Raw genomic sequence first — 25,868 nt, forward strand, 5'->3', positions numbered from 1 at the left:
CGGGCCCGCACCCCCGCGACAGATGTACGCACGCCGGCAACGGCACTCGCCGCCGGCAACGCACCGAGATCCGTCAGGATCGGCTGGAGTCCCGCGCATGAACACCCTTCCCCGCACACCCTCTTCCACCCCGGTCCGGATCCGCTTCCGGATCCTGCCGAACACTCCCGGCACGCCGGCGCGGGTCCGCGCCGAAGTGCGCGGCAGACTCCGCACATGGGGTTGGCCGGAGGAACGCGCGGACGACGTCGTCCAGGTCGTCTCCGAACTCCCGTGTCGTGGCCGACCGTAGGAGCAGCCGGCGCGCGTAGCGGCTCGCGCAGCCCTTCGCCCCGACGGCACACGCCGCCGCCGCGCCCGCGCCCGCGCCCGTCGGCCCGAGCATGCCCGCCCGCAGGGTGGCGAAGGCGCGGTTGAGCAGGCGTGGGTGAACGTCGAGCACGGCCCGGGGCGGGGCCACCCTTTGATCCCTTCCACCTCATGGCCCGCCCACACCCCGGGAAGGGGAGCGGGCGGGCGACGCCCGGCGGCACGGAACCGGCGGGAACGAGGCCCAGTACACGGGGCGCCATCCGGGGCGTCGCCGTATCACGCTGTCCGCCGGCCCGATGACACAGGGACATTTCCAGGGGAACACACGGCCGCCCAAACTTCGCGCCGACCCGCCGCGCGGAAATCCGCGGGGATCACCGCGGAACGTCGGCGAACACCGGGCTTCACCGAGGACCGCCGAAAATCGTCGGTAAAACCTGACCTCCCTCAGGAATGGGCGCCGAAGACGGGGGCACGCACGGAGCGGAGGTGCAAACCATGATTCCCCTTCTTCTCGTACTGCTTCTGGCCCTGATCCTCTTCGGCGCCGGATTCGCGCTCAAGGTGCTGTGGTGGGTCGCCGTAGCCGTCCTGGTCATCTGGCTGCTGGGCTTCCTGTTCCGCTCGACCGGCACCGGCGGGAGCCGAGGGCGCTGGTATCGCTGGTAATCCGAAATACGCGCCCCGACGGCGCGGCCTCCGGAAGGCGGGGCGAGGTGCGTTGCGTTCGAATTCCGAACATCCGCACCGGCGCACCCGCCTTTCCCGGCTCTCCCATGGATATCGGTATTCCCACGAGCCCCGTGAAGCACGGCACGGATTCGCGCCGGCGGGTATTTCCGGTCGGGGCGAATTCCCGTCGATCCGGGTCCGCCGTCCGCGCCGTGGCGCAGGCCACGAAAAAATCACCGTAGCGCCCGGTGCCGACACGAAGTCGGGGTAGCCGTGCGCCATGACAAACGTGACGCCCCTTGCCGCGGTGGGCATCGCCGCCGTGCTCCTGCTCGCCGTACTGCTCATCATCCCGGTCGTGGCCGGTGTCCGCCGCAGGCGCCACCCGCCGCCCCCGCCGCCGCACGGCGGGGTTGCGAGCGGCCCCGCGACACGCGACGACATCGGCAGGCGGGAACCCTCCGAGGTTCCTCGCGACGGCCACCGGCGCGGCCCGCACGAGCAGCCCGGCTTCGGCAATCTCGGCTCCCGCCCCGCCGACCCGGGCCAGGACGGCCGGGGCTGATGGTGGGGTACCGCCCGGTTTGACGGGACCGGTCTCGGGCCAGACTTCGGAAGTGAACGAGCGTGGGGTGGCGATCGAGGTCTTGCTGGTCGAGGACGATCCCGGGGACGTGCTGCTGACGCGGGAGGCATTCGCGGACAGCGTCCCCAGTTCCCTGCGCGTGGTGGGCGACGGTGTCGCGGCCCTGGACTTCCTGTACCGACGCGCGGGCTACGAGGACGCGCCCCGGCCGGACCTGATCCTGCTGGATCTCCAGTTGCCCCGGTTGGGCGGCCGCGAGGTGCTCGAACACCTGAAGGCCGATACCGACCTGCGCCGGATACCCGTGGTGGTACTCGCCTCCTCGTCTGCCGAGGAGGACATCCTGCGCAGCTACGACCTGCACGCCAACGCCTACGTGACCAAACCCGTGAACCTGGACGACTTCGTGGCGAGCGTCCGCGGAGTCGACGACTTCTTCCGCTCGATCGTGCGCCTGCCCGACCGGATGTGAGCACGGGGCAGCGCACCACACGGCCGCCGATGACGAATCGGCGCCGTGACCGTGCACCGTGAACCGTCAATCGAAAGGCCCGGCACCATGACCGAAAACGACCTGACCGACCGGCGCGTCCTGGCGATCGTCACCAACTACGGGGTCGAGCAGGACGAACTGGTCGTCCCCGTTCGGGAACTGCGCGAGTCCGGCGCGGAGGTGGCCATCGCGGCGCCCTCGGCGGAGCCGATCCGCACGCTCGTGAGTGACAAGGACCCGGGCGTGACCGTGGAACCCACGCTCGCCCTCACCGACGTGGACCCCGCCGGCTACGATCTGCTGCTCGTACCCGGCGGCACGCTCAACGCCGACTCGCTGCGGCTGAACGACACGGCGCTTGCGATCGTGCGCTCGTTCACCACGTCCGGCCGCCCCGTGGCCGCCATCTGCCACGGCCCGTGGTTGCTGGTCGAGGCCGACGTCGTCCGAGACCGCACGCTGACCTCGTATCCCTCGGTCGCGACGGACATCCGCAACGCGGGCGGTCGCTGGCTCGACGAGTCGGTGGTCCGCGACGACACGGGCGGCTTCGTCATGATCACCTCGCGCAACCCGGGCGACATCAAGGACTTCCTCGGCCAGATCGAAACGATCCTCGGCCGGTGAACGGCTGCCGGTAGCCGGTAGCCGACCGTCGCAACGCGAAACCGCCCCCGCCGACACTCGTCGTTCGGGGGCGGTTTCGCGTTGGCGCGAAGACGCGGCCGGGCGGCGCTCAGTTGCCGAGCGCCTGCTGGAGCTGCTTCTTGTTCATCGAGGAACGGCCTTTGATATTGCGGCGTTTGGCGTCCGCGTAGAGCTGGTCGTAGGTGGGGCCGGTGGACCCGGAGTGCGAGTGTTTGCCGCCTCGACGACTGGCGGGCATGTCTTTCAGCGACGTGCGGCTCGCGGTCTTGGACTCGCCCGCCTGGGCACGTTCCTTGTTCACCGTGCGGGCCGCGATCTCCTCGGCGCGCTTGGTGGATTCACCACGCTTCTTCGCACTGTCCTTGATGTGCTCGTACTGTCGTTCCCGCTTGGGACTCGATCCCCTGGGCATGGCGCCCCTCCTGTCTCACCGAGTGAAGATCGGACAACACGGCCCGTACCCGGCCTGTCCACGAGCATGCGGCCCGGCGCCGCGACCGCGGGTCCTCGGGTCAGCCGGTGCGGCGGCGCACGATCACCGCCGCGGCCAGGGCGAGGGCCGCCGTGCCGCACAGCGGGCCCGCGTGGTGGGCCGACCACTGTTGGAGGCCGCGGGCGTGGGACCGATCGTCGAAATCGCATCATGCGGTTGCCGAAGCCCGCGCGATCGTGTTCGGGATAGATCTCCGCCGCCGTCACCAGGGAGCCCGCCGCGGTGAGCAGCGCGAGGATGCGCTCGAACCGTCCGTGCCGCAGGGCAAATGTTGCGACTCCTCAAACTGCTGCGCGCCCTCCATCGCCCGCATCTCCCACGTGACCTGGTTCAGGTCCTGGTTGTTCAGGACGGCGACGACCAGGCGCGGGTCGCTCCATTCGCGGCGATACTTGCCCGCGGTGATCAGTTCGGCCATGCCGTTCATCTGCATCGCGCCGTCGCCGACCAGGGCGATCGCCGGTCGCTCCGGGTGGGCGAACTTGGCGCCGATCGCGTACGGCACGCCCGGTCCCATGGTGGCCAGGGTGCCGGAGAGCGAGCCGCGCATGTCGCCGCGCATCCGCAGGTGCCGGGCATACCAGTTGGCCGCCGAGCCGGAGTCGGCGGTGACGATCGCGTCGTGCGGGAGCAGCGCGTCGAGCGCGTGCACCACGTATTCCGGGTTGATCGGGTCCGCGTCCACCGCCGCCCGCCGCTGCATCACCTGCCACCACCGCGCCACGTTCGCCTCGATGCCCGAACGCCACGCGCCGTGCTTCTTGGCCCGTACCAGCGGCAGCAGTCGGCGCAGCGTCTCGCGGGCGTCGCCGATCAGGTTGATCTCGAACGGGTAGCGCAGCCCGATCATCGAGGGGTCGATGTCGATCTGCACCGCCCGGGCCCGGTCGTACTCCGGCAGGAACTGCGAATAGGGGAAGTTCGACCCGATCGAGATCAACGTGTCGCACTCGCGCATCATTTCGTACGAGGGCCGGGTGCCGAGCAGGCCGATGGAGCCGGTGACGTAGGGCAGTTCGTCGGAGAGCACGTCCTTGCCGAGCAGCGCCTTGGCCACGCCGGCGCCGAGCAGTTCGGCCAGTTCCTCGACCTCCGCCCGGGCGCCGCGCGCACCCTGGCCGACCAGGATGGCGACCTTCTCCCCGTCGTTGAGCAGATCCGCGGTGCGGCGCAGGTCCTCGTCGCCGGGTACCGGCGCGGACCAGGCCGTCCCGAGACTGGACGGCACCATCTTGAAGGCATGCCCGGGAGCGGTGTAGTCGAGGTCCTGGACGTCGCAGGGCACGATCACGGCGGTGACGGTGCGCCGCGCGGCGGCGATCCGGATCGCCTGCGGGGTTCGGGCTCGGCGCCCACCGGGTGGCGGACCCCGCCGTCGACGCGCCGCGAACCGCCTCCGCTCGGGCACTTCGGCTGCCGGTGGCGTGGTCCCTGGACGCGGTTCGCGAGTGTGTACTGCTGCCGCGGGTGGTCGCGGTCGGCGCGGCGTGAGTCGGGCGGCCGGTTCGAGCGGGTACGTCCGGCGCGGGCGGTCCGGCCGGCCACCGCCGCGTTCGTCCTGTCCGCCACGCCGGGTGCGTACGCGGTCGACCTCGACGACGCGGGCGTGCTCACCGTGCACACGCTGCCCCTGGGTCGTTCGCGCACCCGGCGGGTGATCACCGCCGGCGGGCGGGCGCGATGAACGCGTGGCTGATCGCGGTCGCCGTGCTGCTCGTGGGCGGACTGGCGCCGTGTCTGGTGGTCACCTCGTTCGGGAGCGTGCCGCGTCGCCTGGTCGGGCTGACCGTCGCCAACACCCTGACGGTGGTGATCCTGCTGCTGCTCGCCGAGGGCCTGCACCGCACCTCGTATCCGGTGGGCTGCGCGCTGGTGGTCGTGCTCGGCCGTTTCCTGGATCAGACGTTGCGGGTGCGGCCCGCCGACGGCGGAGCGGAGGGCCGATGACGTCCGGTTCGGTGTTTCCCTACCTGGTCGCCGTGTGGTTGTTCGCGATCGGCGTCTACGGCATGGTGACCAGCCGCGATCTGGTGCACGCGGTGGGCAGCCTCGCGGTGGCCCAGTCCTCGACCTGCGTCCTGCTGCCGACCATCGGCTATCGCGCCGGCGGCACCGCGCCGGTGTTCGCCGACGCCCCCACCGACTCTCGGGTGGTCGATCCGGTGGTGCAGGCGCTGGTGCTCACCGACATCGTGGTCGGCGCCACGGTCACCGCGCTGCTCCTGGCCCTGGTCGTGCAGTTGCACAAGCGGATGGGCACCGTGGACCCGGCCGCCGTGGCCGACGAGTTGCGCGGCTGAGCGCGTGGTCGGGGCGATCGCGCCACTGGCGGTGGCGGTCCCGCTGATCGGCGCCGCGTTGGTGTCGGCCGCCGGGCGGGTGTTGCCACGTCGGGTCGTGGACACGTTCACCGCGACGGTGGTGGCGGCCGTGGCGGGCGGATGCGTCGTCCTCGCGGTGCGCGCCGGCGACGGCCGGATCGTGTCCCGGCTCGGCGGGTGGGACGCCGTGCACGGCACGGGCATCGTGCTGGTCGCGGATCGTATGGGTGCCGCCGCCGCGGCGTTGGCGGCGATCGTGGTGGGCGCGGCGTTGGCCTTCTCCTGGCGCTACTTCGAGGAGGTGGAGGCGCATTTCCACGCGCTGATGTTGCTGTTCACGGCGGGCATGTGCGGATTCGCGCTGACCGGCGACCTGTTCGACGCCTTCGTCTTCTTCGAACTGATGAGCGTGGTGGCCTACGCGCTGACCGGCTATCGGGTGGAGGAGTCCCGGGCGGTGCACGGCGCGCTGAGGTGGGGCTGGGCAAGGCGCTCGCCGAGACCGCGGCCGGCGAGTCGGGCGCACTCTGGGCCCCGGCGCTGTTCGTCCTGGTGTCGGCGGTGACCGGCGCGGCCGTGCTCCGCGCCGGGCTGCGCGTCTTCGCGGGGGCCGGCCCACGCCCGAGCGACCGGAAGGAGGCGGACCGCACCGCCGGCGACGACAGCGACCCCGACACGGGCCGGCTGCTGCCGCGCACTCCCGCGACGATGCTCGCCGCGCCGCTGATCCTGCTCCTGGGCACCCTGGCCGTGGGGACATGGCCCGGTTTCCCCGACGTGGTCGGCCGCGCGGCCGAGGTGTTCACCGATCGGCCCGGCTACCTCGCCTCGGTACAGGGCGCGCCGCACGCTCCCCCGGCGGCGACGGCACCCGGCTGGACCGGCGAGGGCCTGCTCCTGGGCGCGGTGTCCACGGTGCTCGCGGCGGGCGGGGCCGCGGCGGCGGTATGGGGGCGGCGCCTCCACGGCGGGAGCGCCGACCGGGGCCGCACCGGCCTGCGCCGGCTCGACCGCGCCGCGGCCCCACTCCACCGCCTGCGCTCGGGCCACGTGGGTGACTACGTGGCCTATCTGGTCACCGGCATGGCGCTATTGGGCCTGCTCGTCCACCCCTGGACGACCGGCGGATAGCCCAGTTCGCGCCGGCGGCGGCCACGCGTCGTCTCAGCCCCGGAAGGAGCGCCGGGCAATGCGCTCGACGAGCCCGAGGGCGGTCTCGGGGTGCTCGCCCAGCCACCTGCCGACGCGGTCCCGAACCGCGTCGCGGACACAGGCGCGCACCAAGGAATTGCCCAACACTTGACCGGTGGAGCCCTCGAACTCGGGGCCGTCCAGCTTCACCGACACGACCGCGGTCAGGCCCACGCCGATCGGTCCATGTCGAGACCGGGGTCCGTCGCCGTCAGCAGCCCTTGCTCGCGCGCGTACGCGGTGAGCGCGGCCGTCAGCCCATCGCGAAAGCCCACCAGGTGTGTGCCGCCGATGGTGGGCCGACTGTTGGCGAAACCGCGAACGCACTCCTCGGTGGAGCCGCCCCAGCGCAGGGCCACCTCCAGCGTCCCCGCCATCCGCGCGGCCTCGCACTCGACATGGACGATGTCCGTGGAGGTGGCCGCCGGCGCCGAATCGTCGAGAAACGCGACGAAGTCCCCCGCCCCGCCCGGGAATCGATATCGCGTCGACCGGGGCTCGCCGGGGCCCCGACGGTCGGTCAGCGAGATGTGCAACTCCCGGTACAGGAAAGCCAGTTCTCGGCAGCGCTCGGCCAGGTCGTCGAACGATTGCTCCGTGGTGGTGAAGATCTCGGCATCGGGCCGGAAGGTGAGGGTGATCCCGCTCCCGGTCGCCGCCCCCGACTCGGTGAGCGGGGTGACGGCCTCGCCACGCGCGTACTCCTGTACCCAACGGACCCCGTCCCGCCGCACCTCGGCCGTCAGCCGGCTCGACAGGGCATTGACGATGGACAGCTCCGCACCGTACAGGAGCGCCACGTCGCGACGGCCGATGGGCCGCGCCCCGACCGACATCCGGGTCAACAGGCCTTCCAGGTCGGGCACTCCCGGCCCGTCGTCGGCGACGCACACGACGCCGTCGGGCAGGAGCGTGATGTCGACGGAGCCGCCGGCGCCGGCGCCGGCCAGTATCTCGTTCACCGCCCGGTCGACGACCTCGCACACCATGTGATTCAGGCCGCGTTCACCGGTCGAGCCGATGTACATCCCGGGCCGCGCCCGAATCGCCTCCGCCCCGTGGAGCAGCCGGATATGGATCGCGTCGTACGTGCCGGCGTCGTTGCTCACGATGTCCCCTTCGACAACTTGCGACAGGACCCCCAGCCTAGGCAAATTTCGGGAAAACACCAGGTCAGAGCCGGTATGCCGGCCGCGCGAGGGGCCGACTGCACGCCTCCCCGGAGGGGGCCGCCCCGACCCTCGCGAACCCCCGCCCGAGCACGCGTGCGGGTCCGCTCAGCCCCCGTACGAGGCCATTCTCGATGCCCTCCGGGTCACCGATTCTTTTTTCTGCCCGGCCCGTTCCGCGTGGGCGATCGGTGGCTCCCTCGAATTGCCCGGACGACCGGGCCCGTTGGTCGTCCGGGCAACGCGGGCGCTATGAGTGGTCGGCTGGTTCGGCCGGGTCGGCCGCTCGTCGCGTCGGTGGGAAGCCGGTACGGCGGGCGAGGGCGGTGGTCAGGACGGCCGCGGTGATGTCCGCGAACAACCCGAACGCCGCCTGGCACAGCGTGGCCAGGGTCAGCAGGGTGAGGGTCGCGGCGCGCAGTCGGCGGTCGGCGGTGAGGCCGGCGAACCAGACGCCGACCATCGAGCCGAGGCCGAAGACGAAGACGAAGAGCACGGTGCCGGTGCCGTTCGGATCCGCCCGCTCCAGGAAGGGTGCGATGTAGGTGTAGAGCACGTAGAAGCCGAGGACGATCGCCATCGAGGCGGTGTTGATCGCGGCGATCCCGGGTGTCCTGATCGTGGCCGTCAGCCCTCCGCCGCGCCGCGCCCGCTCACCCGGCAGTTGCGGCAACCACCGCAGTGCCGCGCCGAGCAGGGCCATGGCGGCCAGGGTGAGCAGGGCGAAGGTCCAGCGCCAGCCGATCAGGCCGCCGAGCGCGGTGCCGGCCGGGGTACCGAGCGAGAGCCCGACGGTCATGCCCGCCAGCGCGGTGGCGATCGCCTTGCCGCTGCGCTCCGGGGCCAGTCGTGCGGCGTACGCGGGCACCATGGCCCACAGCAGTCCGGCGAACACTCCCGAGACCACGCGGGCGCCGAGCGTCAGGGCGAACTCGCCGGACACCGCCGTCACGGCGTTGGTGCCGGCGAAGCCCAGGAGCAGCGCCACCAGCAGGGTGCGCCGCGGCACGATCAACGTCCGGGCCGTCATCGGTATCGCGGTCAGGGCGGCGGCCGGCGCGTAGACGGTGACCAGCAGCCCGGCGCGGGCCTCGCTCACGTGCAGATCGGCGCTCATGGCCGGCAGTACACCGGCCGGCAGGGCCTCGGTGAGGATGGTCACGAAGAGGCGGCGCCGGACAGTACGAGCAGCCCGCCGAGCGGCCATCGCGGCGTGCCCGGCACGGTGTCCGCCGCCGGGAGGGAATCCGTTGTCGAAGTCATGCCCGGACGGTAAAACCCTTACGTTTGCGTGAGGGTCAAGCGCGCACGGCGTCCGTGTGCTCCCGGTCCGTACGAGCCGCCGTGCGAGCGGCGCTCAGGTAGGCGTCGATGGCGTTGCGGTTGCGGGTGAGGCACCGGATACGGCGGTCGAGTTGTTCCCGCTCCGCCGCGACCTGATCGAGCATCCGCGCACACGGGATCTGCGGCAGCAGGTCGGCGGGGCCGTCGAGGTAGGGCAGGATGTCGCGGATGATCCGGGTGGGCGGCCCACAGTCGATCAGCCCGCGAATCTGCCGAACCACCTCGTCCGCTCCGGCGCAGTATTCGCGGTAGCCGTTGCCGCCGCGTGCGGGCCGGATCAGCCCCTCTTCCTCGGAGTAGCGCAACGCCCGCACACTGACCCCGGTCAGCCGGGACAACTCCCCGATCTTCATTCGATCCACCCCACGACGACTCCGTCGACCCTCACATCGACGTAAGGGTTCCGCCCTCACGCTACCGCCGGCACGTGGGGCGGCGGCGTCAGCGTGCCGCGATGAGGTCGATCACGAAGACGAGGGTGGCGTTCGGGCGCATCGTGCCGGGTGGGGTCGCGCCGTACGCCTTGTCGGGTGGGATCACCAACTGCACCCGGCTGCCGACACGTTGGCCGACCAGGCCCTCGTCCCAGCCCGGAATCAGCTGTCCCGTGCCGATGCCGAAGACGGCGTGCTCGCCGCGGGCCCACGAGGAGTCGAACACCGTGCGGTCGCTCTGGTACACGCCCACGTAGTCGACCGTGAGCTCTTGCCCGGCTCGGACCTCCGGGCCCGAACCGGGTTCGAGTACGCGGGTCACCAGCCCGCCGGCGCCCTTGCTGACGTCGAGGGCGCGGATGTCGGGTTCGGTGCGCGGTGGGGTGGTCGTGCCGGACGAGGACGTGGACGACGGCTGCCCCCCGCCGGGCGGGACGGAGGTGGGCGGGACGGACGCGGGTGGGCGAGTGGACGGCCCCGTCGTGGCGGTGCGCGTCGCGCCCGCCGTCGACGTGGGGGTACCCGCGGACCGGTTGCCGGCGTCGTCGTCGCGCGTGGCCAGGACGACCGCGACGGTGATCGCCGACACCGCGACCACCGAGCCGGCGGCCAGGAACGCCCGACGCCGCGCCCGGGCCGGCTTCTCCGGCGGCGGTGGCAGGAACCCCGGAAACCCATCGGGACGAGGCGGCCGAGCAGGCACGGGAGGCACGGGGTACGCACGAGGCGGCGGCGGCACCGGCGGCACCCCACCCTCCTCGCCCACACCCGCCGGCACGGGCACGGTACCGACCGACGCCTGCGGCACACCCTCGTCCATGGGCACGGTGACAGCCAAGGCCCCCGGCGCGCCCTCTTCCACCGGCTCGGTGACAGCCAAGGCCCCCGGCGCGCCCTCTTCCACGGGCACAGCGACGGCCGGCGCCGCCGCCTCCTCCCGGCCCCCGCCCGTGATCGCCTCGGCCACCGCCGGCGGCAACCACCATCCCGCGCCCGCTCCGGCCACGCCCGCGTCGATCGCCAGCTCGGCCAGCACCTCGGCGGCCGTCGGGCGCGCCGTCGGCGACTTGTCCAGGCACGCCGACACCAGCGGCGACAACACGGCGGGCACGCCGTCGAGATCGGGGGCGTCGTGCACGACGCGATAGAGCAGCGCCGGCACCGACCCGTGCCCGAACGGCCCGCTCCCACGCGCCGCGAACGCCAGTACCGCGCCGAGCGAGAACACGTCCGAAGGCTCGCCCACCTCACGGTCGGCGCACTGCTCGGGCGACATGAACCCCGGTGAACCGACCGTGCTGCCCGTGTGGGTGAGCACGCTCGCCTCGACCGCCCGCGAGATGCCGAAGTCGATCACCTTGGGCCCGTCGGCGGCCAGCATGACGTTGGACGGCTTCAGGTCGCGGTGGATCACGCCCACCGCGTGGATCGCCGCCAGCGCCTCGGCCAGCCCGGCCCCCAGCGCTCGCAACGGCCCCTCCGGCCACGGCCCGTACCTCGCCACCGCGTCGGACAGCGCCATGCCGTCGACGTACACCGTGGCCAGCCACGGGCTCGGCGCGTCCGGCGCCGCGTCGACCACCGCTGCCGTGAACGCCCCGCTCACCGCGCGGGCCGCCGCCACCTCGCGGGCGAACCGCCGCCGGAAGTCCGCGTGCTCGGCCAGGTCCGGCCGCACCACCTTGACCGCCACGGCCCGCCCCGACGCCGACCGCCCGAGATACACCCGGCCCATGCCGCCCTGGCCGAGCCGCCGCTCGATCCGGTACGGCCCGATCCACGCCGGATCGTCGCCCGTCGGCCCGCTCACGCCGTCCCCCACTCGCGTCCCCTCGCCACGTGCCGCCCCGACGACACCCGCCGCCCGCGCCGCGCCTCACCCGACCGGCCCCCGGCCCGGGTGTCCGCGATCATCCCACTCGTGGCCTCACCCGTGCGCCGTGTTTCCGTCAGCCCCCTCACCCCGAGGAAGCAACCCCGTCTCGATCGCGGTGACCACCGCATGGGTGCGGTCGCGGACGTCGAGTTTGGCGAAGATGCGGAGCAGGTGGGTCTTGACCGTGGCCTCCGCGATCACCAGTCGGGCGCCGATGTCCGCGTTGGACAGCCCGTCCGCCACCGCGTTCAGGACCTGGATCTCGCGGGAGGTGAGCACCACCGGGGCGGGTCGGCGCATCCGGGCGACCAGGCGCTCCGCGACCCTGGGCGCCAGTACGGTCTGACCCCGGGCCGCCGAGCGGATGGCGTCGACGAGTTGTTCGCGGGTGGCGTCCTTGAGCAGGTAGCCGATGGCGCCGGCCTCGACCGCGCTCTCGATCTCGGCGTCGGTGTCGTAGGTGGTCAGGATCAACACCCGGGTCCGCGTGCGCAGTCCCACGATGCGGGCGGTGGCGGCCACCCCGCCCAGGACCGGCATACGCAGGTCGAGCAGCGCCACATCCGGTTCGAGCCGCTCGACCAACTCGACGGCGGCCAACCCGTCGCCCGCCTCCCCGACGATCTCGATCGTGGGGTCCGCGGCCAGCAGCGCGACCACCCCCGCCCGCATCACCGAGTGGTCGTCGACCACGACGACACGCAGCGTGTCCCCGCTCGTGTCGCTGCTCATCTCGCGCTCTCCCGCCGGTAGTCGTGCACATCCGCCACATCCGCCCCGGCCGCGCCGTCGACGGGAATCATCGCCAGGATCCGGGTACCGTCCCCGACCGAGCTGGTGACGGTCAACTCGCCGCCCAGCTCGGCCAGTCGCCGGCGCATCCCGTCCAGGCCGAAGCCTCGGGCCTCGTCCACCACGAACCCCCGCCCGTCGTCGGTGATCTCCAGTTCCACACCGTCGGCGACCCGGGTGAGCACCACGCCCACCGTGCCGGCGTCCGCGTGTTTGCGGATGTTGGCCAGCGACTCCTGCGTGCAGCGCAGCAGCGCGATCCGGGTGCGCTGGTCACACTCGACGTCGGGCAGTTCGGCGTCGACCGTGATCCCCGTGTCCTGGGCGAAACGGTCCAGGGTCCGGCGCAGCACCCGGGCCGGCGACCCGGTGACCAGGCCGCTCTGCGGGGCCGCGCCGACCAGTACCCGGGCCTCGGCCAGGTTCTCCCGGGCGGTGCGCTCGATCGACGACAACTGCCGCGCGCTCGTGTCGGGATCGTTCGCCAGGCCCGAGCGCGCGGCCTCCGCGAGGACCACGATGGACGCGAACCCCTGGGCGAGGGTGTCGTGGATCTCCCGGGCCAACCGCTCCCGCTCCTCCGCGGCACCCCTGCGCAGATCGGCGTCGGCCAACCGCTCCCGGGCACCGGCGAGTTCGCTGTCCAGGGCCCGCACGCGAGCCCCGTTCTGCTCGATGTAGCGATGTACCGACAGGCCGACCGGCACGCTCACCGCGTACGCGATCAGGGTCGCCGTGGTGTTGCCGGTGAGCAGGTCCGGGCTCCAGCCCTGCGAGGCGACGCCGCCGAGCACGGTGCCGGCGGCGGCGACGCCGCTGCGCATGATGGCGGGATAGGGGGCGCGGGCGGCGAACCAGAAGTGCGGAAGACTCGCCACATACAACGACGCGCCGCCGTCGCGCACGTAGGCCAGCGCGGCCAGGCCGACGATCAGCACCGCCGGGAAGGCGCTCGGCCGCAGCACCCGATTCCCCGGGAACACCCGTACCACCAGGTAGCACAGGCCGAGCAGGATCGGCAGCCCGATCGCCCACAGCCGCCTCGCCCCAAGATCGCCCGCTCCGGCCAGGGCCATCGGGCAGAGCCCGAGCAGCACCCAGAACAGGATGTACCAGCGGTGCAGCGTCCACATCGGGAAATGCTCGGTGGACCGGGGCCGTTCGGACATGGCGCTCAGCCTACGTTTCGAGCCGGTCGAACCTCGGTGGCGGGGGTGCGGCGCCGGCCCCGGCGCAGCCCGATCGCCGGCCACCAGCTGCGTTCGCCCAGCAGGAGCATGGCGGCGGGCAGGATCATGATCCGGATCACGAACGCGTCCAGGAGCACGGCCACCGCGAGACTGAAGCCGAACTCCTTCATCTCGATCAGGTGCAGGCCGATGAAACTCGCGAACACGGTGACCATGACGAATGCGGCGCTGGTGACCACGCCCGCCGAGCTGCCGATCCCGTCGAGTACGGCCTGCCGGGTCGACACGCCGCGCTGCACGGCCTCGCGGATGCGACTGATCACGAACACCTGGTAGTCCATGGACAGTCCGAACAGGATCACGAACAGGAACAGCGGCACGCGGGAGCCGATCGAGCCGGTCGAGTCGAAGTCGAGCAGCGCCTCGGCCCAGCTTCCCTGGAAGACCAGGACGAGCAGCCCGAGCGCGGCGCCGGCCGACAGCAGGTTGAGCAGCATGCCGAGCAGGCCGAGCACCACCGAGCCGAACGCGATCACGGTGATCACGAAGGTCACCAGGAGCAGTGTCGTGACGATCATCGGCAGCTTGGTCTTCTGGTGCTCGGGATAGTCCGCGTAGCGGGCCACGTCGCCGGTGACCGCCACGTCGACCCCGCGCAGTCGGCCGATCGTGGCCGGTACGTAGTCGTCGCGGACCCGATCGAGCGAGTCCTGCGCCGTGTCGGTGCTGACGAAGTGCGGTACGCGCAGTTCCAGCATGGTGATCCGGTGGTCGGGCGAGGTGCGCAGTTCGGCGATGCCGGCGAGCGCCGGGTCGGTCTTGGCCCGTACCTCCAGCTCGCGCAGCGCGCCGGCCACCTCGTCGGCCCGGCCGGCGTCGGCGCGGACCACGACCTGGTGCATCGACTTCAGCTCCGGGAACGCCTCGTTCTGCCGGTGCCAGGTGTCCATGGCGGGCAGGTCCCGGGAGTAGGTCTCGCGGCCGATGTCGGTCAGTTTCAGGTTCGCGAGCGGGGCGGCCAGGGACAGCATGGCGAACACGGCGACGGCGAGCGTGGCGGCCGGGCGGGCGGCGGTGACCCGCAGGATGGCCGAGGTGAGCCGGCCGGCGCCACTGCGCGCGGGCTTCGCGGCGACCGGCCTGCCCCGGCGGGCCGCGCGTTCGGCCTTGGCCGCGGCGCGGCGTTCGGCCCGATCCCCGAGCTTGACAAGGAGTGCGGGCAGCGCGGTCAGCGAGCCGAGCACCGCGACCACGGTGACCACGATCGCGCCGATGGCGATGGAGGAGAAGATCACGTCGTCGGCCAGGAACAGCGTCGCGCTGGAGGCCGCGACCGCGAGCCCGGAGACCACGACGGCGTGTCCGGAGGTGGCGGCGGCCAGTTCGACCAGGGCTCGGGAGTCGAGTCGCCCGCCCGAGCGGGCCCGTTCCTCGCGTTCGCGCTTCAGGTAGAAGAGCGCGTAGTCGACGCCGACGGCCAGGCCGATCAACAGGATGACGTTGGTGCCGACCCCGGCGTCCGGGAAGACGTGCGACGCGAGCATCGACAGGCCGACGGCCGCCACGATCGCGGACAGCGCGAGCACCAGCGGCACGGCGGCCATCGCCGCCGAGCGGAACACGGTGAACAGCGTGATCAGGGTGATCGGCAATGCGATCATCTCGGTCTTGGCGAGGTCGTCGCCGCGTTGGCCCTGGACGTCCTTGCTGATCGAGGGGCCGCCGCTCTCCTCGATCCGCAACCTCGGATGTTCCGCCCGCACCTTCGCGGTCTGCGCCAAGAGCGGGTCGACGTGCTTCTTGCCGTCCTGTTCCTCGCCCTTCATGGTGACGTCGACGCGGACGGCGCTGCCGTCGGCCGCGCGCACCGGCGCGCCGACCGATGCCACCTCGGGCAGTTTCCGCATGCGGTCCGCGATCTCGCCGGCCGCGGCGTCCGCCTCCGGGCCCACCCGCTCCGCGCCGGCCTTCGCGGTGATCAGTACCCGCTCCATCGGGCGCTGCTCCAGGCCGCCCTGGGCGGCCAGCGCTTCCCCGCGACCGGCCTCGCCCACCCGATAGTCCTCGCTGGTGGCGGTGTTCGTGCCGGCGGCGATGCCGGCTCCGAGGCACAACGCGACAAACAGCACCCAGCCGGCGATCGCCCACCAGGGACGCCGAGCACTCCACCCGGCCACTCGAACAGGAAGTTTCGTCATGTCCGAATCCTGTTCGTCGGGCCGGTTGGCTCGACAGCCTCGACCGACGGAACCCGTTGTCCACCGATCGGTGGACAACGGGTCCGGGGAGGCGGTTCAGTCCAGGATCGCGACGGCCTCGACCTCGACCAGATGGGCGGGAATGTCCAGGGCGGCGACGCCCAGAAGGGTGGCCGGAGCCGCCGGCGTGACACCGAGCGCGGCGGCGGCGCGGGCGATGCCGTCGAGGAGTCGCGGCATCTTCTCGGGCGTCCAGTCGACCACGTGCACGGTCAACTTCGCGACGTCGTCGAAAGTCGCCCCGACACCGGCCAAGGCGGTGGCGACGTTGCGGTAGCACTGCTCGACCTGGGCGGCGAGGTCACCCTCCCCGACCGTGACCCCGTCGGCGTCCCAGGCCACCTGCCCGGCGAGGAAGACCAGCTTCGACCCGGTGCCGACCGACACCTGCCGGTACACGTCGATCTCCGGCAGGCCGGCGGGGTCGGTGAGGGTGATGGCCATGGCGCTGCCTCCGTATTGGTCTCCGATGGTTACTCGGGAACCATAGGAGAGTGAACCCTGACCTGGAAGAACGCACTTTTCGGTACCCGAGGAACCCAAAGGTGACCACGGGAGGGCCGGGGGTCGCCATGGTCGCCCGAGCCCGGCCGTCGGGCCCGGCGAGGTGTGCCCGGCGAGGTGCCGGCGAGGCGTCGGCGAAGGCGCCCGCGCCGCCGACGGGAGGGTTGGCGAACATTGCCCGCGCGAGTGGTCGGCGGTCCCGAAACGGGTCCGGCCAGGGGCGGAGCGTCGCGGCTCGCAAAAATGGTCTAGTCCATTTTTGGTCCAGACCATTGACTTCGATACCGCGTGAGCTATCTCATACCGATGCCGCCGAGAGCCACGCGAAGCGACGGCGGTCCGTCCCCTCTCACAGTCTGGACGCACGCACATGCGACTCCTCCGTACGTTACGAGCGGCCGTCGCCGCCACCGTCACCGCCGCCGCGGCGGTGAGCCTCACCGCCTTCGGAGCCGGCCCCGCCCAGGCCGCGACTCCCCTGCCCGCACACGTCTTTGCCCCCTACTTCGAGGCGTGGACCGGGGACAGTCCGGCCGCGCTGTCCGCCCAATCGGGCGCGAAGCACCTGACCATGGCGTTCCTGCAGACCGCCACCTCGGGCTCGTGCACGGCGTACTGGAACGGCGACAGCGGCATGCCGATCGCCCAGTCCACGTTCGGCGCCGACATCAAGACGATCCAGGGCCGGGGCGGGGACGTGATCCCCTCCTTCGGCGGCTACACCGCGGACACCACGAACACCGAGATCGCGGACAGCTGCACGGACGTCAACCAGATCGCCGAGGTGTACAAGAAGGTCATCACGACCTACGACATCTCCCGCCTCGACATGGACATCGAGGTCGACGCGCTCGACAAGACGGCCGGCATCGACCGCCGCAACAAGGCGATCAAGCTGGTCCAGGACTGGGCCGCGGCCAACGGGCGCAAGGTCGAGATCTCCTACACGCTGCCCACCACCACCCACGGCCTCGCCGAGAACAGCGTGGCGCTGCTGCGCAACGCGGTGAGCAACGGCACGCGGGTCGACGTGGTCAACCTGATGACGTTCGACTACTACGACAACGCCACGCACAACATGGCCAACGACACCGAGACGGCCGCGCAGGGCCTGTACAACACCCTCGCGCAGCTCTACCCGGGCAAGACCCCCACGCAGCTCTGGGGCATGATCGGCGTCACCGAGATGCCCGGCATCGACGACTTCGGCGCGGCCGAGACATTCACCCTGGCCAACGCCAACCAGGTGTACAACTGGGCGGTGTCGAAGGGCATCAACACGCTCTCCTTCTGGGCGCTCCAGCGGGATCGCGGCAACTGCGGCGCCTCCTCCGACAGTTGCTCCGGAATCCCGGGCAACCAGTGGGACTTCAGCCACGTCTTCGCGCCGTTCACCAGCGGCACGACGACCCCGACCAACGACTTCGCGGTACAGACGACGCCCGCCTCCGGAACGGTCGCCGCGGGCAACTCGACCACCAGCACGGTGAACACCTCGGTCACGGCGGGTTCGGCGCAGACGGTGAACCTCACCGTCAGCGGCGCCCCCGCCGGCGTCTCGGCCTCGCTCAGCCCGACATCGGTGACGGCGGGCGGCAGTTCGACGCTGGCCATCACCACGACGTCGGCGGCCGTCTCGGGTACGTACACCCTGACGGTGACCGGCGTCGGCACGTCCGTCAGCCACTCGGCGACCTACACGCTGACCATCACCGGCGGCAACGGCCACCAGTGCACGGCCCCGCCGTGGGCGTCCGGCACGGTCTACACCGGCGGGCAGCAGGTCTCGTACCAGGGCCACACCTGGAAGGCCAAGTGGTGGACGACCGGCGAGACGCCCGGCACCACCGGCCAGTGGGGCGTCTGGCAGGACCTCGGCGCCTGCTGAGACCGGCCCGAAGCGCCTGAATGAACGGTGTCGCCCGGCGGATTTCCCGCCGGGCGACACCCGCGTGTCCCCATCGAGACGGTTTCCCCGTGTTCGGCCGATTTCGGGCGCATACTCGACTCCACGGCGGGTGTTCTCGGGGGAGGAACGCGATGCGGGTGCGGCGGGTCGGGACACGGGCGGGACTGGTCACGGTGTGCACGGTGATGGCGTTGTTCGGCGCCACCTCGTGCGGCTACCTGGGATTCGACGAGGACGGCGAGCGGAAGGTGGGTCTCGACGATCCGGTGCTCGGCTACGCCATCGGTCCGATCAAGTTCTCCATCTCGACGCGCGGGAAGATCTCGGTGTCGCTCGGGGCGCGCTGGGTCACCCCGGCGGGCACGTTCGGCGTCGACGGTGGCGTCGACTACTCGAGGAAGGTGGCGACCGCCGGGAGCGAACTCGTCGTGGTGATCCGGCATCGCGAGGACGGTCGGGTCAAGGAGGACGTCTACCGCGTCACCGCCGCGAAGGGGCTCCGGGTGACGCTGGAGGGCAGGGTGGTCCAGGAGTTCTCGCCGGGGCGAGTGCTGCTGGAGGCCGACCCCGGAACCACCATCACGATCGATTCCCCGGACGGCGGCGCGAGCGCGAGCGCGCGTGCGAGCGCCGGGTCGGCCACGAGGCCGCCGGACGCTCCGCTGCCCACCGGCTCCGGGCCGAGCAGGAGCACGAGCCCGCGCCCGACCGCGCAGCCGACCACCCGCCAACTGCCGGCCGACTTCGCCGCGAGTTGGCGCGGCAGCGCCGTCGGTACCGCCACGTTCGCCGTCGGCCTGCGGCTCCACGTGGGCAGGGCCAAAACCGTCGTCGGCGAGTCGGACTACCCCGGCAACTGCTCCGGAACCCTGACCCTGGAGACCGAGGACCGCGCCGCCATCCGCGCCGACCGGATCGTCCTGCGCGAGGACATCGTCCGCAACCCGAAGCAACGCTGCGCGCGCGGCGGCTGGGTCGTACTGAGCAAGGTCCCGGGCAACAAACTCAAGTACGACTACTACACAACCTTCCCAACCGGCAACACACCGCCACAAGCCACAGGCCTTCTGACCCACAACACCGGCTGACCCCACCCAAAACAGCCCCCGCGGCCCGGCCGAACCGCACAACCCCGCGCCCCCGGACGACCGGTCCCGACCCGGTCCGTCCCCGCTTGCCGGGGCTCGGGGGGAGGGGAAGCATGGAAGCAAGAGCGCTCCGCACTCGTACGGACGCGCCGTTGTCGCACGGACATGGAGCCGGACGATGTCTGGTCCTTTTCAACAGTTTCCGCTCGAAGGGGGCTCGACGGCGGATCTCTACCTCCTTCGCTACGACCGCGACGGCGCGCTGCGCAGCCCCGTCGCCGAGCAGGAGATCAAGGACCGGCTCGCCGGGGCGAGCGACGTCTTCCTGTTCTCGCACGGCTGGAACAACGTGTTCGCGCAGGCCCTCGACCGTTATCGCAGCTTCGTCAACGGGTTCATCGAGCAGCGGCGGCAGTTCGCCCTCCCGCTGCCACCGGAATACAAACCGCTGCTGATCGGCGTCATCTGGCCCTCCACGAGCTTCGTCATGCCGTGGGAGGCGGGCCCCGACATCGCCGCCGAACCGGATCCCGACGGTCCCCAGGCCCGGCAGGTCGAGGAGATGTTCGGCCTGGTCACCGGCGCCCTGAAGAGCGAATCCGACCCGGAGTTCGTCGAGTTGACGGACGGTCGCACCACGATCGACGTCGACGACGCGCGCCGGGCCGCCGAGATCGTGCTCGGCTCGCTGCGCGCCGGGCGCGATCCGGACGACGGCTCACCGCCACCCACCGCCGAGGAATTCCTCGACGTCTGGGCGGCGTTGGACGGCGGCGGAGCCTCGGCCCCACCCGCCGCCCCGGACGATTTCGGCGTCGCGCACCCGGCCGCGCCGGGCCTGCAGGTCGCGGGCGGCGGCTTCGATCCGCGCAGCCTGTTGCGTGCCGCGACGGTGTGGACGATGAAGGCCCGTGCGGGTGACGTGGGCGCCAAGGGGGTGGGGCCGCTCGTCGCGCACATCCTGCGCGAGAGCGGCGTGCGACTGCACCTGGTCGGCCACTCGTTCGGCGCGAAGGTGGTGTTGTCGGCGCTCGTGGCCGCCGCGCCGACCCGTCCCGCCCGGTCCATGTTGCTGCTTCAGGCGGCCGTCAACCGCTGGTGCCTCGCTGCCGACGTCGCCGGCACCGGCCGCTCCGGGGGCTACCACGCGGCCCTCGATCTGGTGGACCGGCCGCTGCTCACCACGTTCTCCGCGTTCGACGATCCGCTGACCAGGTTCTTTCACCTCGCGATGCGCGGCAGTCAGCTGGGCGAACCGGGCGTCGCCGCGATCGGCGATCCCGAACTGTACGGCGCACTGGGCGGGTTCGGCCCGGCCGGTGTCGACGCCATCTCCACCCGGCGATCCGCCGCCGTTCCCGGCTCGGAGCACTACGACCTCGGCGGCGGCCTCCGGGTGATCGCCGTCGACGGCGGGGTCCGGATCGACGGGCATCCCGCCATCTCCGGCCACGGCGACGTCAGCAATCCGGCGACGTGGTGGGCCATGCACGCCCTGGCCGGACCGGACTGAGCAACCGGATCCGCCGACCCGCCCGCGGCCCAGCCGCCGGGAGGCCGCGGTTCGCCGCCCGCATCGAAGGAGTCGTGATGTCCGAGGTCACCGTCGAGAAGTGGCACCTGGCGATGCTTCGGGTGCGGCTCGATCTCGGGCGCGCGTCGCCGATCGTGACGCTCGAGCTGCTCGGCTTTCCTTCGGGCGCGACGCCGGGGAGCACGAAGACACACTGGCGCGGCGAATTCGACTACGGCGGGTTCGGGCTCTCGGAAGGTGTCGAACCCCCGCACGACCCGACCGTGCCGAACGATCTGGTCGAGGGCGTCGTGCGCTGCCTGGGCGCCGAGTTCCCGGCGGATACCGCCCTCTGGTTGCGGCTGGTCCCGCCCTACGGCCACCTGGGCGGCGTGCCGTGGGAGGGCGCCCTCGTCGCCGCCACCGGCCGGCCGCTGGTCCGGGTGCCGGATCGCCTGCCGCCCGGATCCGATCCGGGGCGGGCATGGACCGTGGCGGTCGCGCTGTCCACCGCGCCGGACGCGCCGTGGGTGGCCGGGTACCTCTCGGCGTTCGTCTCCTCACTGCGCGCCTGCGTCGCCGGCCGGGTGGACGTGCACGTGTTCACCGAGCGGGGTGGCGAACAGGCGTTGCGGGCGCTGTTGTCGACCGGGCGCGATGGCAACCTGATCCACGTCCACGACCCCGACGGCGCACAGCGCTACGCCCGGTCCGGTCCGCCGCGCCCCGAGGGCCCGGGCCCGGCCACCGGCCCGCCGCTGTGGGGCAATTGGATCGCCGGCGGACTCGACGGCAAGGCGGTGCGGGCCCTGCACATCGTCACCGACGGCACGTTCGACGGCATCCGACCGGTGCTTTCGGTCAATCCCGATCCCGCGACGGGCACCGACCGGTCCACCCGCGCGTTCGTCACCGCCGACCGGGTACGGCGCCTCGCGGACCGCGTCGGGGCGACCGTACTGTCCCTCGGTTCACCGCCGGACAATCCGTGCGACTCGGCGATCCGCATGATGGCCGACCACATCGGCCTGCGCCGCGCCGGGCCGACGATCTACAGCTCGCTGGCGCAAGATCCCGCCGGATACGCGTTGGCCCAGGCGCACGCGTTCGTCGCCGGTGACCCGGGCGCGGTCCCGATCCCGCGTGATCCGTCGCTGTTCGTATACCTCCAGCCCGAGTTCGTCGACGCCGCGCTCCGGGACCCGTGGCCGGATCCGGAGTCACCCGGGATGTCCTGGCTCAGCGGGCGCGCGCCGATCACGGATTCGACGAGCAGCGCCGAGGTCCTGCCCGACGCTCTCGGCATGGCCGGCGGCGACGAGATCACCGCGCACTACGCGAACGCCGACTCGGTGCCGATGTGGGTCGCCTCGTCCACGCGCTACATCGAGAACCAGGTGGCCTCCCTGGTCCGCACCGCCGGCGTCTCCGGCGAGACCCCGGCCGCCAAACAGGCGTACGACCTGGGAGTCGGCCAGGCCATCGCCGAGTTGCGCGCGCTCGTCGACGAACATATCCGGGAGACGTGATGCGCACCGTGCTCGGCTTCGAACCGCTGGGGAACGAGCGCACCGTGCTCAAACTGCGCGAGGCGCCCGCCAACATCCCGGGGCTCGGCGCCAATCGGGTCACCGACGTCTCCGATCCCGGCGGTACCGCCTCCAGCCGGGGCGAGGCGCTGCTGAAACGGCTGTGCCGGCATCCGGCGGTCAGTCAGGGCCTGAGCGCCGCCCTCGCCCAACCGCCCGCCGCCGGACCGACGCCGCTGTACCTGCACATGGTCTCGAACCTGGCCGACCAGCTGCCATGGGAGCAACTGCGTTCCACCGCACAGGGGTTCATCACGCTCGACGCGCGTTGGCCGATCGTGCGCATCGCCGCCATCCGCAGCCCCGTCGATCGCCGCACGTTCACCCCGCCGCTGCGCATCGTCGCCGTGCTGTCCGCGGCGGGCCGCACCGGCGTGTCCCAGCTGGAGGCGCTGCTCGCGGCCTGCGCGCTGCCCGACGCGCGGGCGCTGGACACCCGGCTGCACGTGATCAGCGCCGAACGGGCCGTGCTCGACCGCGTGGCGGCGGCCGGACGCCCCGACGTCACCGCCGACGTACTCCCCGGCACCGCACCGGAGTTGGCCAAGCGGATCACCGCGGCCAAGCCGCACCTCGTGCACCTGCTGTGTCATGGTGGCGCGGCCGGTGGTGTACGAACGCTGGCCTTCGCCCACACCGCCGACTTCGACGCGGGGGAGCCCGTCGGCTCGGTGCAGTTGAAACTGCCGGACCTGGTGGTCGCGTTGATCCCGTGCGCGCCGTGGCTGGTGGTCCTGGGCGCGTGTCAGACGGCGCAGACCTCCGACACGCTCTCGCTCGCCCACGACCTCGTCTCGCAGGGGCTGCCGGCGGTCGCGGGCATGCGCCGGCTGATCGACCTGAACGACACGGACCGGTTCTGCGCGGCGCTGTATCCGGAAGTGCTCGCCACCGTGCGCGGCACGCTGAAGGATCCGGGCGAGCACGAGATCGACTGGGCGGCCACCTTCACCGCCCCGCGCCAGGCACTGGCCCGGGACGATCCGGCCGAGACCGACGCGTGGTCGGACCCGGTGCTCTACCTCCAGGACGACCCGCTGCGGATCGCGGCGAGTTCGGCCGCGGACTCGTCCGAGTTGGCGAACCTCCAGGGGCGGCTGGACACGCACGAACGTTTCCGGGCGACCCTGGATCCGGCCACCACCGATCCGGCGCTGTTGGCCCAGGTGGACGCGCTGATCGCGGACCTGCGGGCGCGTTTGGCGGAGGCGGGCCGATGACGCTGCCGGCGGACATCCAGCTCGACGCCTGGACCGGGGACGAGGTCGCGCAGGCCACGATCGACGCCGTCGCCGCGTCGTGGGGTGCCGGAAGGGGCGGCATGCCGCACTCCCAGGCGGTGCTCCCGTTCGCGGCCCCGGCCGATCGGCGGGACTGGCGTTCGGCCGACGTCGGCTATGGAATCCTGCTGCCGGACAGTACCGATCCGCAGGTGTCCGACGCGGCGAAGGCGGCCGGCGAGGACGCGGCCGAACCGGTCCGCGAGTTGTTGGCGGCGCGGCCGGGCACCGTGGTGCTGCGCTGGAGCCCGGATCTGCCCGACCACCTGCTGCGCCGGTACTTCGCCGCCGACCCGCCCCAGGAACCGGCGATCGGGCTCTCGGAGTTCGGGACCGGGCGGGGTCGGCTCCCGAAGTACGTGGCGATCATCGGCGGCCCCGAGGTGATCCCGTGGTCCGTGCAGTACACGCTGGGCACCAGGCATCTGGTCGGGCGCATCCCCCTGGCCGGGGAGGCGCTCGCCCACTACATCCGGGCGCTGCTCGCGGATTGGGCCGGCGCCGAGGCACGGACCGACCGGGCGGTGACCTGGACGGTGGACCACGGCCCGCTGGACATCACGGCGCTGATGCGCGCGGTGATCGCCGCGCCGCTGGCGGCCCGGCTCACCCCGCCCCCGCTGGCCGGGTTCCGCGACGTCAGCGCGGCGGAGGCGACCGGCGACGCGCTGGTGGGCGCCCTCGCCGAGCTGCGCCCGGGGCTGCTCGCCACCTCCAGCCACGGCCGCACCGGTCCGCTCGGCGATCCCATCGCGATGCGCGCGACGCTCGGGCTGCCGGTGGACGGCACGCACACCACCGTGCCGCTGCGCACGTTGTGCGACGGCGTTCCGGGCGGGTGTGTGTGGTACGCCCAGGCGTGCTGCTCGGCCGGTGCGGCCGGTGAGAGCTTCTACGCCGGGCTGCTTCCGGTCGGCAGCTCCGCGCTCGGTACGGTCGAGGCGGTCGCGGGGCTGGGCACGATGGTGGCCCCGGCACCGCTGGAACTGCTGGGCCGGGAAAAGCCGGTGCGGGCCGTACTCGGCCACGTCGAGCCGACGTTCAGCTGGACCCTGCGCGTCGACGACACCGGCCAGGGCCTCGGCGGCCGCCTGGTCTCCGCGCTGTCCAGCCGGCTGTACGCGGGCGAACCGCTGGGCCTGGCGCTGGCCGAATACCGCGCCGACGTCGGCGAGTTGCACACCCGCTGGGCCCGCTTGCGCGACGCCTTGGCCAACGGCGACACCTCGGTCCGCGAAACCCTCACCAGACTCCGCGTGGCAGCCCTCGACCGCCAAAGCCTGGTCCTCCTCGGCGACCCCACGATCGCCCTACCACCCCTGAACCCCACCGGCTGACGCCCGGTTCAGGAGGGCGGGGTCGTCGTCCAGTCCCGTAGGCGGCGGGCCATGTGGCGGATGCCGATCGTATTGTGGGCGGCTTCGTTCACCAGGACGACGGCTTCCTTCGGCGGGTAGTCGAGCTGATGACCGCACAGGGAAAGAAAGGCTTCGGTGACGTGCCACGCGAATGCCTCGTTGGAGTGTTCGAGGCAGGGCAGTCGAACCAGGGTGTGCAGGAGCGCGGCGGCCTTCAGGTGGTCGGACCCATAGACATCGCGGTCCATCGCATGAGCCTGCACGCGGCCGATCGCGGCGTAGAGCGGGCCGAGGTCATCAACCTGGGGGTCACCGGGCAGGAGTTCGGCGACGTGCAGCAGGAACGCGACATCCATGTGCGGTCGTTGCGGGTCACTCACGCGGCGTGGTCCCGCTTGGGCGCGGCGGACTCGGACTCCAACTCGGCTGCGGCTTCACGCTCTGCGGCTCGGTATTCCGGCGTGGGGTCGGCATCGCCGGCCGCGGCGGCGAACGCATCGCCGCTGCGGGCCATCGACGCGCGGAATGCGTCGATGAAGCGGTTTTCGAGGGCGGTCGCCCGTGCATAGGCGGCACCCAGGATGTACTCCTGCATGCTGACCCCCTCAGCCTTGGCGGCCGCGGCGATCGCGGCTCGCTGCGCCGGGTCCGGAAAGCGGAGATTTATGGCTTTCGGATCACTCATGACCCCCATGGTACTACTGGGGCCATCGCCACCGCAGGCCGTTGCGCGAAGCCGGTGAGCGTCGGCACCCGGCCCGACCACGCTCCGCACCCCGGCATGCGGAGCAGCCCGTACGTCGTCTACCGCAACCGCGACGCACGGCCGCCGGGCGCTACGCAACCCC

28 protein-coding genes and 1 pseudogene are annotated in these 25,868 nt (G+C 72.0%); 16 read left to right on the top strand and 13 right to left on the bottom strand.

What is annotated here, in order from left to right; genetic code table 11:
* Positions 1-97: 97 nt before the first annotated feature.
* The 5 genes from ACH4XV_RS21495 to ACH4XV_RS21515 all read left to right on the top strand — a co-directional run bounded on the left by ACH4XV_RS21495 (position 98) and on the right by ACH4XV_RS21515 (position 2,690).
* Positions 98-292, top strand: a complete 195-nt coding sequence (locus ACH4XV_RS21495; RefSeq protein WP_395792087.1) for a hypothetical protein — start codon at positions 98-100, stop codon at positions 290-292.
* Positions 293-810: 518 nt separating this feature from the next.
* A complete protein-coding gene (locus tag ACH4XV_RS21500) occupies positions 811-981 on the top strand; it encodes a hydrophobic protein (protein ID WP_380002322.1) in 171 nt (56 codons plus the stop codon).
* Positions 982-1,264: 283 nt separating this feature from the next.
* Positions 1,265-1,549: a DUF6479 family protein gene (locus tag ACH4XV_RS21505; RefSeq protein WP_395792089.1), complete on the top strand. Its 285-nt coding sequence runs from the start codon at positions 1,265-1,267 to the stop codon at positions 1,547-1,549.
* Between the two features lie 52 nt (positions 1,550-1,601).
* On the top strand, positions 1,602-2,042 hold the full coding sequence (locus tag ACH4XV_RS21510) for a response regulator (RefSeq protein WP_395792091.1): 441 nt from the start codon (positions 1,602-1,604) through the stop codon (positions 2,040-2,042).
* Positions 2,043-2,129: 87 nt separating this feature from the next.
* Complete coding sequence (locus ACH4XV_RS21515; protein WP_395792093.1) at positions 2,130-2,690, top strand: type 1 glutamine amidotransferase domain-containing protein; 561 nt, start codon at positions 2,130-2,132, stop codon at positions 2,688-2,690.
* 109 nt (positions 2,691-2,799) lie between these two features.
* Here ACH4XV_RS21515 and ACH4XV_RS21520 read toward each other — a convergent pair whose 3' ends face one another.
* On the bottom strand, positions 2,800-3,123 hold the full coding sequence (locus tag ACH4XV_RS21520) for a plasmid stabilization protein (RefSeq protein WP_380002326.1): 324 nt from the start codon (positions 3,121-3,123) through the stop codon (positions 2,800-2,802).
* Positions 3,124-3,466: 343 nt separating this feature from the next.
* Positions 3,467-4,537 (bottom strand): annotated as a pseudogene (locus ACH4XV_RS21525) (thiamine pyrophosphate-dependent enzyme); the annotation flags it as partial.
* A gap of 117 nt (positions 4,538-4,654) precedes the next feature.
* On the opposite strand from ACH4XV_RS21525, the gene ACH4XV_RS21530 reads away from it, so the two are divergent.
* From ACH4XV_RS21530 to ACH4XV_RS21550, 5 genes are read left to right on the top strand one after another with little or no spacing between them, the layout of a single operon-like run.
* Complete coding sequence (locus ACH4XV_RS21530) at positions 4,655-4,888, top strand: hypothetical protein (RefSeq protein WP_395792095.1); 234 nt, start codon at positions 4,655-4,657, stop codon at positions 4,886-4,888.
* Positions 4,885-5,151, top strand: a complete 267-nt coding sequence (locus tag ACH4XV_RS21535) for a hypothetical protein (RefSeq protein WP_395792097.1) — start codon at positions 4,885-4,887, stop codon at positions 5,149-5,151. The genes ACH4XV_RS21530 and ACH4XV_RS21535 overlap by 4 nt, the downstream gene beginning before the upstream one ends.
* A complete protein-coding gene (locus ACH4XV_RS21540; protein WP_395792099.1) occupies positions 5,148-5,504 on the top strand; it encodes a sodium:proton antiporter in 357 nt (118 codons plus the stop codon). The genes ACH4XV_RS21535 and ACH4XV_RS21540 overlap by 4 nt, the downstream gene beginning before the upstream one ends.
* A 4-nt stretch (positions 5,505-5,508) precedes the next feature.
* On the top strand, positions 5,509-6,090 hold the full coding sequence (locus ACH4XV_RS21545) for a hypothetical protein (protein ID WP_395792101.1): 582 nt from the start codon (positions 5,509-5,511) through the stop codon (positions 6,088-6,090).
* Positions 6,000-6,656 (top strand): hypothetical protein, encoded by a 657-nt coding sequence (locus ACH4XV_RS21550; RefSeq protein ID WP_395792103.1) that lies wholly within the window; start codon positions 6,000-6,002, stop codon positions 6,654-6,656. The genes ACH4XV_RS21545 and ACH4XV_RS21550 overlap by 91 nt, the downstream gene beginning before the upstream one ends.
* Before the next feature lie 33 nt (positions 6,657-6,689).
* Here ACH4XV_RS21550 and ACH4XV_RS21555 read toward each other — a convergent pair whose 3' ends face one another.
* The 9 genes from ACH4XV_RS21555 to ACH4XV_RS21595 all read right to left on the bottom strand — a co-directional run bounded on the left by ACH4XV_RS21555 (position 6,690) and on the right by ACH4XV_RS21595 (position 16,223).
* Positions 6,690-6,890 carry a hypothetical protein gene (locus ACH4XV_RS21555; protein WP_395792105.1) on the bottom strand — a complete coding sequence of 67 codons (201 nt, stop codon included), beginning with the start codon at positions 6,888-6,890 and terminating at the stop codon, positions 6,690-6,692.
* Positions 6,881-7,825, bottom strand: a complete 945-nt coding sequence (locus tag ACH4XV_RS21560; protein ID WP_395792107.1) for a DNA gyrase subunit B — start codon at positions 7,823-7,825, stop codon at positions 6,881-6,883. Before ACH4XV_RS21560 ends, ACH4XV_RS21555 begins: the two co-directional genes overlap by 10 nt.
* A gap of 310 nt (positions 7,826-8,135) precedes the next feature.
* Positions 8,136-9,047: an MFS transporter gene (locus ACH4XV_RS21565; RefSeq protein WP_395792109.1), complete on the bottom strand. Its 912-nt coding sequence runs from the start codon at positions 9,045-9,047 to the stop codon at positions 8,136-8,138.
* 136 nt (positions 9,048-9,183) lie between these two features.
* A complete protein-coding gene (locus ACH4XV_RS21570) occupies positions 9,184-9,582 on the bottom strand; it encodes a MerR family transcriptional regulator (RefSeq protein WP_395792922.1) in 399 nt (132 codons plus the stop codon).
* 88 nt (positions 9,583-9,670) lie between these two features.
* A complete protein-coding gene (locus ACH4XV_RS21575; protein WP_395792111.1) occupies positions 9,671-11,473 on the bottom strand; it encodes an FKBP-type peptidyl-prolyl cis-trans isomerase in 1,803 nt (600 codons plus the stop codon).
* A gap of 117 nt (positions 11,474-11,590) precedes the next feature.
* Positions 11,591-12,271: a response regulator gene (locus tag ACH4XV_RS21580; protein ID WP_395792113.1), complete on the bottom strand. Its 681-nt coding sequence runs from the start codon at positions 12,269-12,271 to the stop codon at positions 11,591-11,593.
* Positions 12,268-13,500, bottom strand: coding sequence for a sensor histidine kinase (locus ACH4XV_RS21585; protein WP_395792115.1), 1,233 nt, complete (start codon positions 13,498-13,500; stop codon positions 12,268-12,270). Before ACH4XV_RS21585 ends, ACH4XV_RS21580 begins: the two co-directional genes overlap by 4 nt.
* A gap of 5 nt (positions 13,501-13,505) precedes the next feature.
* Positions 13,506-15,719 carry an MMPL family transporter gene (locus ACH4XV_RS21590; protein ID WP_395792117.1) on the bottom strand — a complete coding sequence of 738 codons (2,214 nt, stop codon included), beginning with the start codon at positions 15,717-15,719 and terminating at the stop codon, positions 13,506-13,508.
* 96 nt (positions 15,720-15,815) lie between these two features.
* Complete coding sequence (locus ACH4XV_RS21595) at positions 15,816-16,223, bottom strand: RidA family protein (RefSeq protein ID WP_395792119.1); 408 nt, start codon at positions 16,221-16,223, stop codon at positions 15,816-15,818.
* A 430-nt stretch (positions 16,224-16,653) separates the two neighbouring features.
* Here ACH4XV_RS21595 and ACH4XV_RS21600 point away from each other — a divergent pair, with 430 nt between their 5' ends.
* The 6 genes from ACH4XV_RS21600 (at position 16,654) to ACH4XV_RS21625 (ending at position 24,999) form a co-directional block, all read left to right on the top strand.
* Positions 16,654-18,171: a glycosyl hydrolase family 18 protein gene (locus tag ACH4XV_RS21600; protein WP_395792121.1), complete on the top strand. Its 1,518-nt coding sequence runs from the start codon at positions 16,654-16,656 to the stop codon at positions 18,169-18,171.
* Between the two features lie 152 nt (positions 18,172-18,323).
* Entirely contained in the window at positions 18,324-19,280 is a 957-nt protein-coding gene (locus tag ACH4XV_RS21605; protein ID WP_395792123.1) for a hypothetical protein, read from the top strand.
* A 178-nt stretch (positions 19,281-19,458) separates the two neighbouring features.
* Positions 19,459-20,793: a hypothetical protein gene (locus ACH4XV_RS21610; protein WP_395792125.1), complete on the top strand. Its 1,335-nt coding sequence runs from the start codon at positions 19,459-19,461 to the stop codon at positions 20,791-20,793.
* A 77-nt stretch (positions 20,794-20,870) separates the two neighbouring features.
* On the top strand, positions 20,871-22,322 hold the full coding sequence (locus ACH4XV_RS21615; protein ID WP_395792127.1) for a hypothetical protein: 1,452 nt from the start codon (positions 20,871-20,873) through the stop codon (positions 22,320-22,322).
* Complete coding sequence (locus tag ACH4XV_RS21620) at positions 22,322-23,602, top strand: CHAT domain-containing protein (protein WP_395792129.1); 1,281 nt, start codon at positions 22,322-22,324, stop codon at positions 23,600-23,602. Before ACH4XV_RS21615 ends, ACH4XV_RS21620 begins: the two co-directional genes overlap by 1 nt.
* Entirely contained in the window at positions 23,599-24,999 is a 1,401-nt protein-coding gene (locus ACH4XV_RS21625; RefSeq protein ID WP_395792131.1) for a hypothetical protein, read from the top strand. Before ACH4XV_RS21620 ends, ACH4XV_RS21625 begins: the two co-directional genes overlap by 4 nt.
* 8 nt (positions 25,000-25,007) lie before the next feature.
* Here the strand turns inward: ACH4XV_RS21625 and ACH4XV_RS21630 are convergent, their stop codons facing one another.
* Positions 25,008-25,376, bottom strand: a complete 369-nt coding sequence (locus ACH4XV_RS21630) for a fic family toxin-antitoxin system, toxin component (protein WP_395792133.1) — start codon at positions 25,374-25,376, stop codon at positions 25,008-25,010.
* Between the two features lie 20 nt (positions 25,377-25,396).
* Positions 25,397-25,705, bottom strand: a complete 309-nt coding sequence (locus tag ACH4XV_RS21635; protein WP_395792135.1) for a DUF1778 domain-containing protein — start codon at positions 25,703-25,705, stop codon at positions 25,397-25,399.
* Between the last annotated feature and the right edge of the window lie 163 nt (positions 25,706-25,868).

The sequence above is a fragment of the Embleya sp. NPDC020630 genome (genome assembly GCF_044334985.1).
Taxonomy (GTDB): Bacteria; Actinomycetota; Actinomycetes; order Streptomycetales; family Streptomycetaceae; genus Embleya.